The sequence below is a fragment of the Candidatus Nitrosopumilus koreensis AR1 genome, assembly GCF_000299365.1.
GTDB classification, from domain to species: Archaea; Thermoproteota; Nitrososphaeria; order Nitrososphaerales; family Nitrosopumilaceae; genus Nitrosopumilus; species Nitrosopumilus koreensis.
Genome location: NC_018655.1, coordinates 1053945 through 1070962 on the forward strand (window position 1 = coordinate 1053945; position 17018 = coordinate 1070962).

Here is a 17018-nt window from a genome sequence, read left to right on the forward strand (position 1 = left end):
TTATAATCTAGTGATTCATCACAGATGTTTTAAAATCACTAATTGATGAAAACGTGTTTTTTGTTTGATGACCAATATCGTGAATTGTAGCACTGTTGTATTTCTTCTCAAGATACCTACCTGCAACTATCATAGGACCTCCAATAGCACAAGTAACACCTGTTGGTTCAGGTACCCATAACATCAAAAACCCAATTTTTTGGAGTTTTTTTCCAGGGGCAGGAGCTTTTTGGAGAGCACCCAATGAACGTGCAGTATGTTTATCATCTATTTTTGCAACATCAGAGTACAAACTTGCTCTTCGTTTTGCAGATTCAGATACTTTTCGGAGTTTATCTAGTCGTTCCTTTAGAGGGTCTACCATTCCGAAATACAATCAAGGAAAAAATAGTTAAGATTCAAAGATCAACAACGGTTACTTCTGAGTCAACAAAGAGTAACCAAAATTCTGCAAAAAGACACCCAATTATAGTAGATTAAATTTAGATCCAAAGAACACATGAAACCCAAAAACTCAAAGAGACTGGATTCCATTAAAGCTGCACACAAGTCAGAAAAAACTCGCTCCAGTACAAGGATGGAGGATTATTTGGAGATTATTTTAGAATTGGTGGAATTAAAGGGATATGCAACTACTTTAGATATTTCAAGATACATGAATGTCAGTGCTCCAAGTGTAACCAAAATGCTGCAAAGACTGGATGAGGGCGGATATCTAGAATATGAAAAATATCATGGGATCAATCTTACAGATAAAGGAACACACATAGCTGAGGGAATTAAACAGAAACATGGGATATTGTTAGAGTTTTTTGAGATTTTAGGTATCGGGTATGATACTGCAAATCAAGACACAGAAGGTATAGAACATCATTTGAATCCAAAGACAATCAAACAGTTAAGAAAATTCATCACATTTCTAAAAGCAAATCCAAAAATTATTGAAAATTTTAAAAATCTTTGAGAAACAATTGAATGTCATTTTGTGATGATGCAAGTTTCATCAAGTTTCTTGCAACATCAGAGCGTTTTGGGATTTTGATTTGCCCTTTTTTACCGATTCGAGTAGATGTAATATATTCATCACCAACGTAAATGTCTGCATGCATTGCAGTGTACTCTTTACTTACAGTTAGAATCAAAGAGGTTTTTGATTCGGAAAAAGTGAAGGGAAGATCACCAGAGTCTAAATTAAAATGCTCAGAGTTTTTTTTAACAACATCAATGTGAACTTGAAGGTATTTTTCAATTTCATTAATGTTGGAGCCACCTCTTCCAATAATGGATGGAATGTATTGTTCATCAACTAGCACCTTTACCTTGTTATCAGAAAGAATTTCAACTTGAGCATGAGGATCATATTTTCTAAAGGTTTCACGGATTTTGTCCTCAGCTAGTTTTTCTATTCCAACTTTGGTCTTTTTCCCAACAGGTACGATCACATTTTCTTCTCCAAAGGTGTAGATTTCATGCTCTAGTGTATTATCATCAAAGTTTCTAATTTCAATTACAGGCCTAGCAAGGTCGGATTCAGTCATGCCGGAAGGAACCTTTACCTTTAATTCCAAATCATAGACTTTTTCGATTTGCCCGTCTTTGACAAAGACTACAGTATCCAAAACATTTGGAATTATTCCAAGCTCGATTTTTCCAATGAATCTTTGAATTGCATCCAAAGGAGAGTTTGCATGAACGACACCCACCATCCCGACACCAGTCAATCTCAAATCGGCAAATGTTCTAAAGTCTTCACGTCTCCTTACCTCATCAAATACAGTATAATCAGGACGGACAAGAAGTAAAATATCTGCAGTATTATCAAAACTCCCATCAAGTTTGCTGTATTGGGTAATACCAGGTTCAACTTGCAAATCACGTGGAGACTCGAATGTTTTTACAATTTTTCCTTTGTTGTGATAAAAATTTGCAAGACCTGATGCCAAGGTACTTTTCCCAGAACCCGGAGCACCTGAAATTAAAATTCCCTCTGCTCTATCAGATAGGCGCTCCATCAGTTTTTCAGAAATTTTGTAATCTTCAAGAGACAGTTTGATTATTGGGTGCACGATTGTTATTTCAAATGATTCAGAGAATGGAGAATGTGTAATTGCAATTCTATAATCATCATGTTGAACTACAGATGCACCAGTCTTAGATATTTCAATAGTACTAGAATCAATGGCGTTTGCAACATCCAATATTTGCGAGGAGATCATCTCCAAATAGTCTCTTGAAAGAACATCATCACTGATTCTTGTAAGTAAAAAGGCACCAGGTTTTCCTTTTTTGGCAAGAGGGTATTGGTTTTCTTTGAGATGAACACTCATCGTATCAGCATCAAAAAAACTTCAAAAATTCCAGAGTCTCTTTTTGGACTTCTGCCTTTAGAAATACAGTTTGAACACCTTCAGCTTGAGCGACCAGATGTTGTACATTATCAGAGGTGTAAAGAACAGCATCATTTTGCTTTGCCATATCAGTAATTATTGCATCAATTCTTCCACTTCCTGCAAGTTTAATTTCATCAGTAGAAAGGTGGGAGCCCTGCAAAATTATTTCCAATCCATAACTACCAGACAATTCTTTTAGTTTACGGATTTTCTCCAATCCTACAAATCCCTGTTCTTTTTTATTTGATGCTTGAGATTGCAGTTCATCTAAAACTGCCTGAGGAATTATAATTTGAGAATTTCTAACAGTTCCTTTTTCTATTTGAGACAGTAATTGGCCATTAATTACAACACTAGTATCAGCGACAATTTTTGACAAAGTTTTTACAAATTATAAATGGAGTGTGCCCTAATTATCGTTTCCTGAAATATCACTAATTGATTTTAACACACTGGTAAAATCAAAAGGTTTTGAAATATACGAAGTTGCACCAGAGTTCAGACATTGAGCGATAATTTTTTGATCATCACTTGCAGTGATCAAGACAATTTTTGCATCAGGATCATATGCAATAACATCTTTTACAACTCCCAAACCATCTTTTTTTGGCATTGCTAAATCAAGCAAAAGGATTTCAGGATTATGTTGTTTGTATAAAGAAACTGCTTCCTCACCATTAACTGCCTCAACAATTACTTCGTGATCACCAATCAACAAAATATCTTTTAAAACTAAACGGATTGCATCTGAATCATCGGCAATCATAATTTTGGCCATGATTAGCAACAAACTATCAGATATAAAAGATATTGAATTAAAGATTATTTAGAAGATTTTTTGTTTTTTGTATGACAGAGTCTAAATCGGAATCGTTGTTCATATTTTGGGCCAAATCTTCAACTAAATTATTCATAACATCAAACATTCCAGAAGGGGTTTTTCCTGCCATAATTTGTTTTAAAATGTCATCAAGAACAGCAGCTAAATTTCCTAAAGCATTTTTTCCCATCATTGGGGCCAACCCCTTAATTTTGTGAGTGTGTTTTTGAAATTTATCAGAATTTTGAAAAACTTCAGCATCATCAGAACAAGAATTTAAAATATTTTTCATGCCCAAAATTTCTTCATTGATTTCTTTGGTTGCCAGTTGAACAAATTCATCAGACATTGTAATAGTGATAGGTAAAACCTGTCATTACTTTTATACTCTATGCCATAGGTTTTCTCATATGAAAATAGTTACCAAGACATATCTTTTGATTTCGGTGTTGGTTGCCGTAGCTGCGTTTAATTTATTTTTATTATATCAAGAAGGTTCAGGAGTACAAAACGAATCAAACTCCATTATCAGAGTGGCAGATATCAAAGTCAAGGCAGAATCTATTTCAGGATTTGCAGAGTTGATTGCAAATGGAAACATGGAAAACATGGAAGGGTTAGAAGAAGAAATCGACAATGTAGAACAGATACTAGAAAGTGTCAGAAACGGCGGAAGTATTGAAGGAACAGAAATTGCAAAAGCTCCTACCTCAGAAATTTTTACACAATTAAATCAAGTTTTAACAGAATGGGAAGAATATAGATTCAAGGTAGAGAATGTAAAAGACACACCAGTATTTGACGAGGAAGCTACGAATGCAGCTAATTACGTATTAGAAAAAAATCAAGATCTTGTCTTACTTACAGATCAATTAGTCAGAGACTTGAATGAATTAGATAGAGATTACAACAGACACAAGCAGATTGCTGAAGAATTGGCAGAATGTGCTAGAGGTATAAGTCAACAGACTTTGTTGATATCAATTGGAGAAGAAGGCAGTTCACAAGAATCTCTAAAAGAAAAAAGAGTTGGATTTGAAATAGGACTCAGAAAGCTGTTAGGAATTTCCACGCAGGAACTAGATGTTCAAAGTGTAGGAGCAGAACACGAGGATTTGGATCCAATTCCCAGAGCCAACTCAGACACACTAAGACAATTAGAACCATTATGGGAATCCATTCAGATTAGAATACAAGTTCTAGAAGAGAGGGCACTTTTATCACCAGAGTTCAATGTTGCAAAAAATGAAATGATGGAACAAAAAGAAGTTTTATTTGAAAAAGTCAATAGCGTAATCAATGCCTGGAATGCAAAATTAGCTTCTGAAAAATCATCAAATGAAGTAGTTGTTGAAATACTATTAGCTGCAAATATTCTAATCTTCATAGCTGTTGTGTTAATAATCAAACAATCACTATCGCCATTAAACTCAATCACACGTGCAATTTCCAAAGTAAAAGAAGGAGTATACGGTGAGAAAATTGAATATTCAGGTTCTGACGAAGTAGGAGAATTAGTTTCCAACTTTAACATAATGTCAGATACCATCAAAGCAAAAGATGAAGAGGCAAAACAAACAGATATTGCAAAAGATGAATTTCTTGCAATGATCACACATGAATTAAAGACACCTCTTGTTCCAATTCAAGGATATTCAGACATCCTACTTAGTGAGCATTTAGGAAAATTAACGGATAAACAAAAAGAAAGAATCAAAATCATCAAAGATAGTTCTGCAACATTGTTAGCAATCATATCAGATTTGCTAGATGCACAGAAACTAGAATTAGGCCAATTAAGAATGAAAAAAGAAAACAGAAACATCAATGAAACAATATGTAGTGCAGTAAATGCGTTATTGCCAGAAGCTCAAAGAAACAACATTGAATTGACTTTAAACACTAGAGATTTAGAAATAAATCATGATCCTGAAAGAATAAAACAAGTCATTACCAACTTGGTAAAAAATAGTTTAACAGCAGTGAAACCAGATACAGGTAAAATACATGTTTCAATGGAAGAGTCTCCAACTGAAATCAAAGTTCTAGTCAAAGATAACGGAATTGGAATTCCAATTGACAAACAAGCAGATCTATTCAAAAAATTCTATCAAGTAGATGCTACTCTTACAAGAGAGATGGGCGGAAGTGGTTTAGGTCTGGCAATTTGTAAGGGAATAATAGACAATCATGAAGGCCAAATTACAGTACAAAGCAGTCCAAATCAAGGGGCAGTATTTTCATTTACGTTGCCAAAAGGAGAAAAGAGCAAAAGTTCTCGAAATCCCATAGGAACTGCTTAAAGAAAACAAGCTCCGAGAACTAAAATCGCTCACTCTGTTCAAAAAATGTTAATTTAACAAAACACAACATGGACAGGTACGAAAAAAACAAGGAGTTTTACAAAAACTGTACGCAATACTTTGAATTCTTACGAAAAGTTGGAAAGACAGACTATGAGTTTGAAGACGAATATTATTTCACCATGCCTGCAATTTCCAGCAGTTAGAGACCAGAAGACTTAGGAATACCATAAAGTTTCATAGCGTATGGACACTCAACTAGAAGAGTTAACAGATTATGCTATAAAATATGCAAGTGATTCAGGGGCACAATATTGCGATGTAAGATCTGAAGAACAAGAAAGAGAATCAGTGTTAATTGAAAATGGAGAAACAGAATATGTCAGAACAATTAATGATTCAGGGATAGGAATAAGATTAATCAAAGATGGGACATGGAGTTTTAGCTCAATTACAAATCCGAAATCAAAAGAGCAAATTAAAAAAGCAATAGATGAAGCCGTCAAAAATTCAGTTCATTATGCAAAAAACAGAAAAGAGCAATTTTCTCTTTACCCAAACCCCAGCATAAAGAAAAAGATAGACTACAAAGTACTACAAAAACCAAACTTGGATGAATTGATCAAAATAGGTACAATGTGTGATAAGATTATTTCAGATACACCAAAAATTATCAAGTCAGTGATAAATCCATGGTACACAAATAATTCAAAATATTTTGTAAACAGTGAAGGTTCAAAAATTTTACAGAGTTTTTCAGATGTAGTAATTGACATGATTGCGACTGCACACGAATATGGAATAACCCAATCAGTAAACATTACAGAAGGAGGAAGGGGAGGAATGGAACAAATCATCAACAAAGATAAAGCTCAAAACAGTGCACAGAAAATTGCCAAAAAAGCATCTGAATTGTTATCAGCAAAGCCTGCAAAAGAGGAAAAAGCAACAGTTGTCATGAATCCTGACTTTGTATCATTACTCACACATGAGATTTTAGGTCACCCATCTGAGGCAGACAGAGTTTTGGGAAAAGAGATGGCATGGGCAGGGGGAGCATGGTGGAAAGGTATGATTGGAGAAAAAATTGGTTCTGAAAAATTAAATGTTTTTGATGATCCTACCATCGAAGAAAGTTTAGGATGGTATAATTTTGATGATGAAGGTGTTGAGACAAAAAAGACAACACTAGTTGAAGAAGGAGTTTTGAAGAACCACATGCAAAACAGGGAAACAGGACAAATTTTCAATGTTGCTCCTACAGGAAACATGAGAGCAACAAACTATCGATTCATGCCATTAATTCGAATGGCATGTACATGTGTTGGAAATGGAGATTGGAAAGTAGATGAAATGATAAAAGAAGTAAAAAACGGATATCTAATTTCAAATATGAAAATTCCATCAATAGACATGAAGAGATACAATTGGAGTATATCATGTCAATATGCACAAAAAATTGAGAATGGAGAAGTAACAGACTTGCTTAGGGATGTAATCGTGATGGGAATTGCCCCAGAATTTTTCCAATCAATTGATGCATGTGGTAACGACTTTACGATAAGGCCGATTACAAATTGCGGTAAAGGTGACCCAATGCAATCAATGATTATGGGCAATGGAGGACCATCAATTAGAGGAACTGCAACAGTAAAGAGCGTGAACTAGATGAACCAGTTAGAAAAGATAAGGCAGAATGTAATAGAATGCACAAAATGTGATTTGTGCAAAACCAGAACAAATTCTGTTCCAGGTAAAGGGAATTTTCAGTCAGATGTTATCTTTGTAGGAGAAGCACCAGGGAGAAATGAGGACAAAAATGGAGAGCCATTTGTAGGAACAGCAGGAAAAAAACTCTCAGCAGCACTTGAGGAAGCAGGGGTTTCCAGAGAAAAAGTATACATCACAAATGTTGTAAAATGCAGGCCGCCAAACAACAGAGTGCCAAATACAAAAGAAAGAGACACTTGCAGAGAATATCTAAAAAAAGAGATTTTCATAATAAAACCAAAAATTATCTGCATATTGGGAAATACAGCATTTAATTCAATTTTAGGAGGTTCAGAGATTACAAAATTCAGAGGAAAACTAGTTAGAAAAGACAACCAATTGTATTTTTTGACAATTCATCCTGCAGCAACAATATACAATCAAGAATTAATTTCCACATTAAAAAATGACATTGCAAGGCTCTTTGATTTAATCAGAGAATTAAAAAACAACAAAGAGATTCCTGTAGATATTGAATACACTTCCTAGAAGATTTTATCTTCAAGATACAGTTATTGTTGCAAAAAATCTTTTAGGTAAAAAAATTATCAGAAAAATAGGAAGAACCGAAATTTCAGGAATAATTACAGAAACAGAAGCTTATAGACACAAAGATGATCCTGCAAGTCACGCATTTAGTAAAATTACTGACAGAAACAAAGTAATGTTTGGTGAAGTGGGAATGGCGTATGTCTATTTCACATATGGAATGTATTATTGCTTTAATGTAGTAGCTAAAAATCCACGAGTTGGTGCAGGGGCAGTTTTGATTAGAGCAATTGAGCCAGAAAAAGGAAAAAAAGAGATGCTAAAAAACAGAAATAAAACAGACATGAAAAATCTCACAAATGGACCTGCAAAACTAACCCAAGCATTAGGAATTACAAAGGAGCACTATGGTGTAGATTTGACAAAAAATTCAAAACTGTACATCACAGAAGGCATAAAACCAAAAAAATTGTTTCATCCCCCAGAATAGGAATTAAAAAAGCAACAGACAAGTTATGGAACTTCAAAATTGGTATCTAGTCTTTGTTGTTTTCATCCAAAGTCCAAGGAGCAAATTTGCCAAGAATTCTTTGCCAATCTAATCTCAAAAGCAAAACCACAACTGTAGTCATCATAGCTCCAAAAATAATAATTCCAATGTAAACTGGAGTTGCATCATCAATGTTTTCTAATAACGGTTCAACCAAAGACAGACCAAGGTAATGAGAAACAAAAACTATGGTGTAGCTTAGAACAAATTTTCCTGTAAGTGTTGCAATAAAGAATCTTTTTGGATTATACTTTGCAAGCCCTAAAGGGACATAAACTAAATCATCTGGAATCGGAGTTGCAGCTGCAAAGAACGCAGCTCCTGCACCGTATCTTTTTACCAATCTCTCAAAGGGGCGCATCCTTTTTCGGGTTTTTTCATTGATAATTTTCCTTCCACCATAACTGACATAGAATATGATCTGTTTTGCGACAGTTGCAGTAATTGCAGACAAGATTGCCAAGACATGTAGATCAAATTGATCACCTACAGACATTGTTGCAAGTAATAGGAACCCAGGTAAAGGAACAAAAGGAACAAGAGATCCAAAAAAGTTGACAAGTGACAAACTAAGATAGCCTACTTCAGGGGCAAATGGAAAAAGGTCAACAAAATCCACTGTTCAAACTGTTTTCATGTGTTATTTAATTAAAACTAGATAAGAAAATACAACAATCATTAAAATATCATATTTTAACAACCCCAGTAAATGGTAAAAAAAGACTACAAGAAAATTTGTGATGAAATTGCAGCAATTAGTCCCTATATCAGATTTGTAGGAGTGATAGGAGAAAGTGGGGATTTACTGGCATATAGAAGAAGAGATGACTTGGTGCCTTTATTGAATGCAAAAAATACCCAGTATCAGTTCTCACATATTGCCATAAAGACCGATTTGGAAGGATTTTTTGATAAAAATCTAGGCGAAATAGAGTTTGTATGGGAAGAAAGGAAAAAAGTCCAGACCATATCATTTGCAATTAAAAAAGAAAGAGTATGGATTTCAATTGATAAAAAAGTAATCAGATCAGAGATGCTCAGAATCATTGATTCCTGTTTACCAATTGTAAAAAAATATTCTTAGAAATTGAAATGCCCATATTGTGAAATTGATTTGGATTCACTTAGCATGACTGATGGCTTGAAGCATGTTTTAGAGCATAAAAAAGAAAATCAAAATTAACTTTTTTGTATAACTACAATTATCATACAACATGGATGAACCTGATGAGATTCAAAAATTAATTGATGAGATTAGTTTTCGAAAATCAAACTCTAAAGATTACAAGAAAATGAGAGTGGAGGAAATAAGCAAAGAACTTAGAGACATTATGAAATTTGAGCAAGAATCTTTTAAGAAAATTGAAGAATTTGAAAAAACACAAGACAACCCAGATTTAGTCAAATATGCTAAGATGATTTGCAAAAATACTACACAGAGAGAAATCACACAGATTCAAGATGTGTATCTAGAAAAAATAGACAAAGAATATCTAAAATCAAAATAGATTATTGATCTTCATATAACCAGCATCTAACATATCCAGTTTCAGTTTTAAATTTAGGCGGAAGTTGCTTACATTTTTCAACTGCCAAAGGACACCTGTCAATAAATCTACATTGTGTTGGCGCATCAAGTAAGCTTGGAGGAATGCCTTTGATGTATTTTGGTTTGTCTCCCTTTAGTGTTGGAATCGATTCTAAAAGTCCTTGAGTGTATGGATGTTTTGGATTTTTGTAAATTTCTTCAGAGGAACCAAATTCTACCATTTGTCCACCATACATGATGCCAATCTTCTCTGCAATCTCAGACAGTACGGCCAAATCGTGCGTAATTAGCATAAAGGACATGCCCGATTTCTTTAGAGATTTTAAAAGATTGATGATTTGAGCTTGGATTAATACATCAAGTGCAGTGGTAGGCTCATCTGCAATCACAAATTTTGGTTTTAGCAGCAAAGCCATGGCAATTACAACTCTTTGCTTCATACCACCACTAAGCTCATGAGGATATTTTTTCAGTACATTTTCATCAAGGTTTACAGAATTCATTGCATCAGAAATTATCTGTTTTGAGTCACCATCAAAATGATGCTGTTTTAAAATTTCAAGAAATTGTTCATTGATGGTAAAAACAGGATCAAGTGAGTTCATTGCTCCTTGAAATACCATAGAGATTTTTTTCCATCGAAATGCATTATCAAATTTAGTTTCATCAACATCTAAGATAGAATCACCATCAAAAATTATCTTACCTTGTGTTTTTCCTCCAACAAGCATTCGAATAATAGACAATCCCAAAGTACTTTTCCCACATGCACTCTCACCTGCAATTCCTATGGATTCTCCATCTTCTAATGTAAAGTCAACATCATCTACGGCATAAACTGGACATTTTGATGAATCATATCGTGATGTTAATCCATCAACAGTTAGAAATGCCATATATTGTTCATATCCAAACTAGAATTTTTGTTTTGTACTAAGGGATATAAACAACTCTATCAGAATGTAAAAAGCGATTCAAATGAAACTACCAATATGTGGCTTTGATGCAAAAAATGCTATACTTTGTCCACAATGCGAAAGCAAGGTTGAATCAGGAAAAATAACACAAGCAGATGTTGAAGCATCTATGATCTTAGCTAAAATTGCAAAATCAAATAACGAGATTGAAAACTTTACACTATACTCTTGCAGAGAATTTCAAGGAAATTTTGTTTTGTCTTTGGCAAAAAACGACATCATGATAATTAGACAAAGCAGAACGCTGTACAGACTGCTTCAAGATCAATTCAAGGGTAAAATTTGGCTTGTAGAGGCAGATGAAACAGATAAGAAATTCATAGAAGATTTGTTCTTTCCAACAAAGATTCTTTCAATTAACTCAGTTTGGGCCCCAGGAGGAGTTCAAAAGACAAAGGCAGTGGTTTCAGGCAAATGGACACCAAGATTTCCAATAGATACAGAAAAAGTAGTCGAGATTGTAAAAAATGCCCGAAACCTTGACATTGAGATAGAATTTGAGGATAAGGGTAGAAAATAATGGTCTTTGTAAAAACTCACGATATTTCAGAACTTACATCAGAATTAATTGGAAAAGAGGTTGTTTTAGGAGGTTGGATTGAGGATTTAAGAAAATTGGGAAAGATGTCATTTATCACATTACGTGACGTGTCAGGGATATCTCAAGTCATTGTAAAAGGCGAGTTAAACGACAAACTTGGAGAGATTAATCGTCAAAGTGTTGTAAGTGTAAAAGGCATAGTTCAAGAAACAAAGGCAAGGGATTTTGCATTTGAAATCAAAGCTGAAGAAATTGAAGTTTTAGGAAAGGCAATCCATCCACTGCCAGTAGACCCTATTGGGAGAGTTGAAAGTAACATAGACACAAGGCTAAATCATCGTGCATTGGATATGAGAAATCAAAAGACAGCATCTATTTTCAAATTAAGACATTATGTTTTACAATCACTGCGAAAAACACTAGCAGAAAAAAAATTCATAGAGATAACTACACCAAAAATTATTGGTAGTGCAAGTGAAGGAGGAGCAAATCTATTTTCCTTGGAATATTTTGGAAAGAAGGCATATTTGGCTCAAAGTCCTCAATTATACAAAGAACAGATGACAATAGGGTTAGAAAGAGTGTTTGAGATTTCAAACTTTTATCGAGCAGAAAACTCCCACACAGGAAGACATCTTAGTGAATTTACCAGTGTAGACATCGAAGCTGCGTTTATGGATTACAATGATGTGATGGATGTTTTAGAGTCACTAGTCATGGAAGTTTACAGGTTTACATCAGAGAACTGCAAAAAAGAACAAGAAATTATCGGTCACACAATAGAGGTTCCAAAATCACCATTTGAGAGAATCACATACAATCAATGTGTGGAGGAATTAAGGAGTGCAGGCGAAAAAGTGGAATTTGGTGATGACTTGTTAGACTCTCATCTTAGAATTATCGGAGATAATCATCCAGGATTTTTCTTTTTGACTGACTGGCCAATGAAGCTAAAACCATTTTACATAAGAGAAAAGGATGAAGACCCAGAACTGTCTCGTTCATTTGACTTGCAGTTTGGATATCTAGAGTTATCATCAGGTGGAACCAGACTGCACAATCCAGAGATGTTAAAAGCAAGGCTAAAAGAACAAGATTTGGATCCTGCACAATTTACAGACCATCTCAAAGCATTTGATTGGGGAATGCCTCCACATTCAGGATGGGGTATGGGTCTGGACAGACTAATGACTACACTAATTGGAATCGACAATGTACGTGAAGTCGTATTGTACCCAAGAGATCCAGACAGATTAAGCCCATAGCCATTCAGATTTTTATTGTAATAGAATTACATCAATTCATGATAGAACAAGATGATGCAAAAAAAGTCGTTGAAGTGATAGGGAATAATCTAATCGGAGTTTCACATGATTCAAATAGTTTTCAAAAGCTGCCAGATTCTTTTTGGGGATATTTTGCAAGAGGACACGACAAGAAAGGAAACTTTGGAGTTATTGTAACTTATTCTGAAGATGGAAAAGACGTTGATGAGTTAATTAAAATGTATGAAAAATGGGCAGAAAAGAATAAACCAAAATCAGAATAGACTATTTTGTTTCTTGTAATAATTTTCTATAGCCCTGACATTCTTTACAGATAGGTTTTCCTTTGTATTTTGGATTTCCGTCTTTAATTTTGAGAGTACCTTCAACAAGTTTGCAGATACAGCATTTTGCCATCAAGTGTTCATTTAAAATGTGATTTATAAAAATTGGGAATTTATGAAAAAAAGATAAATTCGTAGAAGTGGATCTAAGATAGTGTACAAATGTGATTTTTGTGGCTCAAGTTTTGGAGACAGAGTTTGCTATTTTTGTGAGAAAAACTGTTGTACGTCATGCATGATAGATGACAGAACACGTTGCAAGGAATGCTATATTCATAAAAGAAAATTAAGTGTCAAACAACTAATCAGAAAGAACAAGTTAGTTTTCATTTTTGTTGGGTTTTTATGGTTGTATGCAGTATTTCCGGGTCCATTTTTACCAGGACTAGACCCAGGATTTTATGCAATATCAGTTGTTGCAGCAGTGTTAATTATGATTCCAGTGTGTTTGGCCATGTTTTTTTGGTCGCTAAATCCACCAAAATCAGATGTTAAGAAGAGAAAGTAAAGATGTTAAAAGCAGGAATCGGGCATGGCGGCTTCTAACACCTTTAACTTGATTATTGAATAGATGAAAGATACTTAAGAAAATGTGTGTTCATTCTAAAACACACAATTACAAGTTATCAGTAATTTGCTTTGTAAATTCTGTAGTAGTTTTGTCTCCACCAATATCTTTTGTTTTGACTCCTGTTTTTACCAAGTCAAATATCGTGGATTCTAGTTTTTGACCAACTTCAAGACATTTTGAATCGTTGTGTTTTTGCCCCAACCAATCCAACATCAATTTGATAGACAACAAAAATGATGAAGGGTTTGCAATGTTTTGTCCAGCAATATCAAATGCAGCACCATGAACAGGTTCAAACAATGCAAAGTTATCACCGATGTTTGCAGCTGGAGCCATACCCAATCCACCAACTACTTGGGATGATTCATCAGACAAGATATCACCAAAAAGATTAGTTGTAACAATAACATCAAACTGTTCGGGTTGACGGATCAAGTTCATAGCACATGCATCAACATACATTTGCTCAAAAGTGATATCAGGATAATCCTTTGATACATCAGTGCAGGCTTTTGCAAACAATCCATCTGTAACTCTCATTACATTTGATTTGTGAACACACGTTACTTTTCTCATAGAATCACGCTGTTTTGCAGATTCAAAGGCATATTTTGCAATCCTTTTTGAGGCATTCTCTGAAATTATTCTCAAAGCCACTGCAGCGTCACCCAAGCTAAACTCTTTTCCAGTGTAAAGGTCTTCAGTGTTTTCTCTGACTATGACCATATCAATATCATCACGTAATGCAGGCATGTGTGGATATGACTTTGCAGGTCGAATATTGGCATAAAGATCAAGCATTCTTCTCAAAACAACAATGACATCAGCTGCACTTTCCCCAACAGGCGCCTTCATACACGCATCAGATTGTTTTATGGCATCAATTGTTTCATCAGGAAGTGCCTTTCCTGTTTGCTCTAATGCCCTGTCACCAGCAGATAATTTTGTTATATCAAACTTCAAGTCAAGTTTATCATGAATTGTGTTAAGAACAGAAACTGCAGATTCAGATAGTTCAGGACCAATTCCATCACCAGTAATTAATGAAATTTTGTACATAATTGTATGTGATTATAACGAAATATAATGTCATCTCATAATGAACTAAATTTCACGGTGTAAATATTATTGATATGGATTAAGTATTCCAATTGTTTGTCCCACTTCACAGTTTAGTCCATGATCTGTTAGGAACCAGATGTAGTTACCAATATCAAAAACATCACCATGACAAATCCTTGCAATAGATACAAAGACAACTTGTATATGATCACCCACTTTTGGCTCACTACTGCATCCAAAAGTAGCAATCTCTGCTCCTAGTCTACATACGACATCAGGTTTTTCTGCAGATACTGTGTTTGTCAATCCCAAAGTACCAACAACCATGATACTGACAATTACAGGGATTAGGAACTTGTTCACAAAAATAAATGAGTCTAGATTTACTTAAACTTGTTTTTCTTGGAGTAGTTTCTTGAGCATTATTCGGTTAATAGCATCAATAACTGCCTTGACAGAGGTAGTAACAATATCCTCACCAACAGATTTTGCAGAAACTTTGTTTCCCAAAGCATCTTCAACTTTTACTGTAACCTCACATAATGCACTAGAACCGCCAGAAATAGATGCTAATCCATAATCTTTGATTCTGATTTCAGATAATTTTCCTGTGATCTTTTGAATTGCATTTAATGCTGCATCAACAGGTCCAACACCATAATCAGTTCCAACATGATCTTCACCATTCACATTTAATTTTACAAATGCATAAGGCATTGTTCCGATTCCAGTAGAAACTGAAAATCCTGTTAATTGAACAATTCTTTTAAGATCTTTTTCTTCCATTACCTCACTGGCAATTGACAGCAATTCTACATCAGTGAGTTGTTTTCCCTGATCACCTATTACTTTGACTTTGTCCAAAATCTGTTTTGATTGTTCTTCAGTAGGTTTCACCCCATATTCTGCAAGCATTGCATTCATCCCATGGACTCCTGCATGTTTTCCAACTTGGAGCCATCTTTTCCTTCCAACTAATTCAGGACTAATTGGCTCATACGTGAGAGGGTTACTCAATACACCATGAGTATGAATACCAGATTCATGACCAAAGGCATTTGCGCCAACTATGGCCTTGTTTGGTTGAACAATAATCCCAACGGTTTTTGAGATAAATCTAGATGTATCATAAATTAATTCAGATTTGATATTGGTCTCATATTTTTGCTCATAAGGTAAACACTTGAGCGCCATAGAAAGCTCTTCTAATGATGCATTACCTGCTCGCTCACCAATGCCATTAATGGTAACATGTGCACATGAAGCCCCTGCATGTATTCCAGCCAAAGAATTTGCAACTGCTAATCCAAAGTCATTGTGACAGTGAACGCTGACTGGAAGTTTTGTAGCTTCAATTGTATCTCTCGTAATTTCTGCCATGTATTCAGGTGTAGAATATCCCACAGTATCAGGAATGTTGACTCTATCAGCACCTGCTTTTGCAACTTCGCCAAATACTTTTTTTAAAAATTCTCTATCAGTTCTTGATGCATCTTCAGCAGAAAATTCTACTTGAAGACCACGAGATTTTCCATACTCTACTGCCTCAATTGCTTTTTCAAGTGCTTGGTCTCTAGTTATTTGGAGTTTATGTTCTAAATGAATATCAGATGTTGCAATGAATGTGTGAATATAATTTAATCCAGCATCAACTGCAGCATCAATATCTTTTTTGATAGTCCTTGTCAATCCCGCAATTTCACATGACAATCCTTCGCCAGTAATCATCTTGACTGCTTTGAATTCACCATCAGAAATTACTGGAAATCCTGCTTCGATTGCATCTACTCCCAATTCATCAAGTTTTTTTGCAATTGATAATTTCTGTCCAGGTGATAAAGACACACCGATGGTTTGTTCTCCATCTCTAAGTGTAGTATCAAATATTCTAACTTTCATTCAGCACCGCTCCTCTGCAAAGCTGCAACACCGGTTCTTGCAACATCAATGATTCCAAAGGGTTTTGCCAATTCCTCAAATGCTTTGATTTGATCAGGTGTAGCAGTCAATTCTACCATAAGAGAGTCTTTTTTAACATCATGTACCTTCCCGCCATATGCGTTGGCTAGTTTGTTTACTTCCATACTATCATTAGCATTACTTAGTTTAATCTTAAAAATACTAAGTTCTCTAAAGACGGTTTTATGCTCATCTAAATGCTCTACTTTTACAGTATCAATCATTTTATCAAGTTGCTTTACAATCTGGTCCACTTGTTTTTCATCACCATACGTAGTGATTGTCATTTTAGAATAATCAGGATTCTCAGTTACCCCTACAGAGATACTATCGATGTTAAAGTTCCTTGCACGGAATAAATGAGTAACTTTGAACAAAATTCCAGGTTTGTTTTCAACTAAAATAGAGAGAATGGCCCACATACTAAT

Annotated in this window: 22 protein-coding genes and 1 pseudogene; 12 read left to right on the plus strand and 11 right to left on the minus strand. The window is 34.8% G+C overall.

What is annotated here, in order from left to right; all coding sequences use genetic code 11:
• Positions 1 to 7: 7 nt before the first annotated feature.
• Positions 8 to 364: a hypothetical protein gene (locus tag NKOR_RS06300; protein WP_014963531.1), complete on the minus strand. Its 357-nt coding sequence runs from the start codon at positions 362 to 364 to the stop codon at positions 8 to 10.
• Between the two features lie 135 nt (positions 365 to 499).
• Between NKOR_RS06300 and NKOR_RS06305 the strand changes: the two genes are divergently transcribed.
• Positions 500 to 964 carry a metal-dependent transcriptional regulator gene (locus NKOR_RS06305; RefSeq protein ID WP_014963532.1) on the plus strand — a complete coding sequence of 155 codons (465 nt, stop codon included), beginning with the start codon at positions 500 to 502 and terminating at the stop codon, positions 962 to 964.
• Here the strand turns inward: NKOR_RS06305 and NKOR_RS06310 are convergent.
• From NKOR_RS06310 to NKOR_RS06320, 3 genes and pseudogenes are all read right to left on the minus strand, one after another.
• Positions 951 to 2769: pseudogene (locus NKOR_RS06310) on the minus strand (ATPase, T2SS/T4P/T4SS family). The gene NKOR_RS06305 and the pseudogene NKOR_RS06310 overlap by 14 nt on opposite strands.
• Before the next feature lie 30 nt (positions 2770 to 2799).
• Positions 2800 to 3168, minus strand: a complete 369-nt coding sequence (locus tag NKOR_RS06315) for a response regulator (protein ID WP_014963533.1) — start codon at positions 3166 to 3168, stop codon at positions 2800 to 2802.
• 37 nt (positions 3169 to 3205) lie between these two features.
• A complete protein-coding gene (locus NKOR_RS06320) occupies positions 3206 to 3559 on the minus strand; it encodes an Hpt domain-containing protein (RefSeq protein ID WP_014963534.1) in 354 nt (117 codons plus the stop codon).
• A 61-nt stretch (positions 3560 to 3620) separates the two neighbouring features.
• On the opposite strand from NKOR_RS06320, the gene NKOR_RS06325 reads away from it, so the two are divergent.
• The 5 genes from NKOR_RS06325 (at position 3621) to NKOR_RS06340 (ending at position 8262) form a co-directional block, all read left to right on the plus strand.
• A complete protein-coding gene (locus NKOR_RS06325; RefSeq protein ID WP_014963535.1) occupies positions 3621 to 5513 on the plus strand; it encodes a sensor histidine kinase in 1893 nt (630 codons plus the stop codon).
• A gap of 68 nt (positions 5514 to 5581) precedes the next feature.
• Positions 5582 to 5719, plus strand: a complete 138-nt coding sequence (locus tag NKOR_RS10055; protein WP_016939271.1) for a hypothetical protein — start codon at positions 5582 to 5584, stop codon at positions 5717 to 5719.
• Between the two features lie 40 nt (positions 5720 to 5759).
• Complete coding sequence (locus NKOR_RS06330) at positions 5760 to 7181, plus strand: TldD/PmbA family protein (RefSeq protein ID WP_014963536.1); 1422 nt, start codon at positions 5760 to 5762, stop codon at positions 7179 to 7181.
• On the plus strand, positions 7182 to 7772 hold the full coding sequence (locus tag NKOR_RS06335) for a uracil-DNA glycosylase (RefSeq protein ID WP_014963537.1): 591 nt from the start codon (positions 7182 to 7184) through the stop codon (positions 7770 to 7772). It begins immediately after the preceding gene.
• The gene (locus NKOR_RS06340) at positions 7756 to 8262 is read left to right on the plus strand and encodes a DNA-3-methyladenine glycosylase (protein WP_014963538.1); all 507 of its coding nucleotides are present in this window, start codon (positions 7756 to 7758) and stop codon (positions 8260 to 8262) included. The genes NKOR_RS06335 and NKOR_RS06340 overlap by 17 nt, the downstream gene beginning before the upstream one ends.
• Positions 8263 to 8308: 46 nt before the next feature.
• On the opposite strand, the gene NKOR_RS06350 is transcribed toward NKOR_RS06340, so the two are convergent.
• Positions 8309 to 8941 carry a VTT domain-containing protein gene (locus NKOR_RS06350; protein ID WP_014963539.1) on the minus strand — a complete coding sequence of 211 codons (633 nt, stop codon included), beginning with the start codon at positions 8939 to 8941 and terminating at the stop codon, positions 8309 to 8311.
• A gap of 90 nt (positions 8942 to 9031) precedes the next feature.
• On the opposite strand from NKOR_RS06350, the gene NKOR_RS06355 reads away from it, so the two are divergent.
• Both NKOR_RS06355 and NKOR_RS06360 read left to right on the plus strand, forming a co-directional pair.
• Positions 9032 to 9406, plus strand: a complete 375-nt coding sequence (locus NKOR_RS06355; RefSeq protein WP_014963540.1) for a DUF6659 family protein — start codon at positions 9032 to 9034, stop codon at positions 9404 to 9406.
• A gap of 130 nt (positions 9407 to 9536) precedes the next feature.
• On the plus strand, positions 9537 to 9830 hold the full coding sequence (locus tag NKOR_RS06360) for a hypothetical protein (RefSeq protein ID WP_014963541.1): 294 nt from the start codon (positions 9537 to 9539) through the stop codon (positions 9828 to 9830).
• A 1-nt stretch (position 9831) separates the two neighbouring features.
• Here the strand turns inward: NKOR_RS06360 and NKOR_RS06365 are convergent, their stop codons facing one another.
• A complete protein-coding gene (locus NKOR_RS06365; protein ID WP_014963542.1) occupies positions 9832 to 10767 on the minus strand; it encodes an ABC transporter ATP-binding protein in 936 nt (311 codons plus the stop codon).
• An 82-nt stretch (positions 10768 to 10849) separates the two neighbouring features.
• On the opposite strand from NKOR_RS06365, the gene NKOR_RS06370 reads away from it, so the two are divergent.
• Genes NKOR_RS06370 through NKOR_RS06380 form a run of 3 tightly spaced genes read left to right on the plus strand, consistent with a single transcriptional unit; the run spans position 10850 to position 12938 of the window.
• Entirely contained in the window at positions 10850 to 11368 is a 519-nt protein-coding gene (locus tag NKOR_RS06370; RefSeq protein WP_014963543.1) for a transcription elongation factor NusA, read from the plus strand.
• Positions 11368 to 12654, plus strand: a complete 1287-nt coding sequence (aspS, locus tag NKOR_RS06375; protein ID WP_014963544.1) for an aspartate--tRNA(Asn) ligase — start codon at positions 11368 to 11370, stop codon at positions 12652 to 12654. Before NKOR_RS06370 ends, aspS begins: the two co-directional genes overlap by 1 nt.
• Positions 12655 to 12692: 38 nt before the next feature.
• Positions 12693 to 12938 (plus strand): hypothetical protein, encoded by a 246-nt coding sequence (locus NKOR_RS06380; protein ID WP_014963545.1) that lies wholly within the window; start codon positions 12693 to 12695, stop codon positions 12936 to 12938.
• Between the two features lies 1 nt (position 12939).
• Here the strand turns inward: NKOR_RS06380 and NKOR_RS10590 are convergent, their stop codons facing one another.
• Positions 12940 to 13071 carry a hypothetical protein gene (locus NKOR_RS10590; protein WP_016939272.1) on the minus strand — a complete coding sequence of 44 codons (132 nt, stop codon included), beginning with the start codon at positions 13069 to 13071 and terminating at the stop codon, positions 12940 to 12942.
• Positions 13072 to 13233: 162 nt separating this feature from the next.
• Between NKOR_RS10590 and NKOR_RS06385 the strand changes: the two genes are divergently transcribed.
• A complete protein-coding gene (locus NKOR_RS06385; RefSeq protein WP_014963546.1) occupies positions 13234 to 13506 on the plus strand; it encodes a hypothetical protein in 273 nt (90 codons plus the stop codon).
• Between the two features lie 108 nt (positions 13507 to 13614).
• Here the strand turns inward: NKOR_RS06385 and NKOR_RS06390 are convergent, their stop codons facing one another.
• The 4 genes from NKOR_RS06390 to ilvN form a co-directional block, all read right to left on the minus strand.
• Positions 13615 to 14628 carry an isocitrate/isopropylmalate dehydrogenase family protein gene (locus NKOR_RS06390; RefSeq protein WP_014963547.1) on the minus strand — a complete coding sequence of 338 codons (1014 nt, stop codon included), beginning with the start codon at positions 14626 to 14628 and terminating at the stop codon, positions 13615 to 13617.
• Positions 14629 to 14694: 66 nt separating this feature from the next.
• Positions 14695 to 14994 carry a hypothetical protein gene (locus NKOR_RS06395; protein ID WP_016939273.1) on the minus strand — a complete coding sequence of 100 codons (300 nt, stop codon included), beginning with the start codon at positions 14992 to 14994 and terminating at the stop codon, positions 14695 to 14697.
• A 24-nt stretch (positions 14995 to 15018) separates the two neighbouring features.
• A complete protein-coding gene (locus NKOR_RS06400) occupies positions 15019 to 16530 on the minus strand; it encodes a 2-isopropylmalate synthase (protein ID WP_014963549.1) in 1512 nt (503 codons plus the stop codon).
• Positions 16527 to 17012 (minus strand): acetolactate synthase small subunit, encoded by a 486-nt coding sequence (gene ilvN, locus NKOR_RS06405; protein ID WP_014963550.1) that lies wholly within the window; start codon positions 17010 to 17012, stop codon positions 16527 to 16529. The genes NKOR_RS06400 and ilvN overlap by 4 nt, the downstream gene beginning before the upstream one ends.
• Positions 17013 to 17018 lie beyond the last annotated feature (6 nt).

Coding starts and splice junctions, on each gene's coding strand:
- NKOR_RS06300 (WP_014963531.1), bottom strand. CDS start 364: ATGGTAGACCCTCTAAAGGAACGACTAGATAAACTCCGAAAAGTATCT.
- NKOR_RS06305 (WP_014963532.1), top strand. CDS start 500: ATGAAACCCAAAAACTCAAAGAGACTGGATTCCATTAAAGCTGCACAC.
- NKOR_RS06315 (WP_014963533.1), bottom strand. CDS start 3,168: ATGGCCAAAATTATGATTGCCGATGATTCAGATGCAATCCGTTTAGTT.
- NKOR_RS06320 (WP_014963534.1), bottom strand. CDS start 3,559: ATGTCTGATGAATTTGTTCAACTGGCAACCAAAGAAATCAATGAAGAA.
- NKOR_RS06325 (WP_014963535.1), top strand. CDS start 3,621: ATGAAAATAGTTACCAAGACATATCTTTTGATTTCGGTGTTGGTTGCC.
- NKOR_RS10055 (WP_016939271.1), top strand. CDS start 5,582: ATGGACAGGTACGAAAAAAACAAGGAGTTTTACAAAAACTGTACGCAA.
- NKOR_RS06330 (WP_014963536.1), top strand. CDS start 5,760: ATGGACACTCAACTAGAAGAGTTAACAGATTATGCTATAAAATATGCA.
- NKOR_RS06335 (WP_014963537.1), top strand. CDS start 7,182: ATGAACCAGTTAGAAAAGATAAGGCAGAATGTAATAGAATGCACAAAA.
- NKOR_RS06355 (WP_014963540.1), top strand. CDS start 9,032: ATGGTAAAAAAAGACTACAAGAAAATTTGTGATGAAATTGCAGCAATT.
- NKOR_RS06360 (WP_014963541.1), top strand. CDS start 9,537: ATGGATGAACCTGATGAGATTCAAAAATTAATTGATGAGATTAGTTTT.
- NKOR_RS06365 (WP_014963542.1), bottom strand. CDS start 10,767: ATGGCATTTCTAACTGTTGATGGATTAACATCACGATATGATTCATCA.
- NKOR_RS06370 (WP_014963543.1), top strand. CDS start 10,850: ATGAAACTACCAATATGTGGCTTTGATGCAAAAAATGCTATACTTTGT.
- aspS (WP_014963544.1), top strand. CDS start 11,368: ATGGTCTTTGTAAAAACTCACGATATTTCAGAACTTACATCAGAATTA.
- NKOR_RS06380 (WP_014963545.1), top strand. CDS start 12,693: ATGATAGAACAAGATGATGCAAAAAAAGTCGTTGAAGTGATAGGGAAT.
- NKOR_RS10590 (WP_016939272.1), bottom strand. CDS start 13,071: ATGGCAAAATGCTGTATCTGCAAACTTGTTGAAGGTACTCTCAAAATT.
- NKOR_RS06385 (WP_014963546.1), top strand. CDS start 13,234: ATGATAGATGACAGAACACGTTGCAAGGAATGCTATATTCATAAAAGA.
- NKOR_RS06390 (WP_014963547.1), bottom strand. CDS start 14,628: ATGTACAAAATTTCATTAATTACTGGTGATGGAATTGGTCCTGAACTA.
- NKOR_RS06400 (WP_014963549.1), bottom strand. CDS start 16,530: ATGAAAGTTAGAATATTTGATACTACACTTAGAGATGGAGAACAAACC.
- ilvN (WP_014963550.1), bottom strand. CDS start 17,012: ATGTGGGCCATTCTCTCTATTTTAGTTGAAAACAAACCTGGAATTTTG.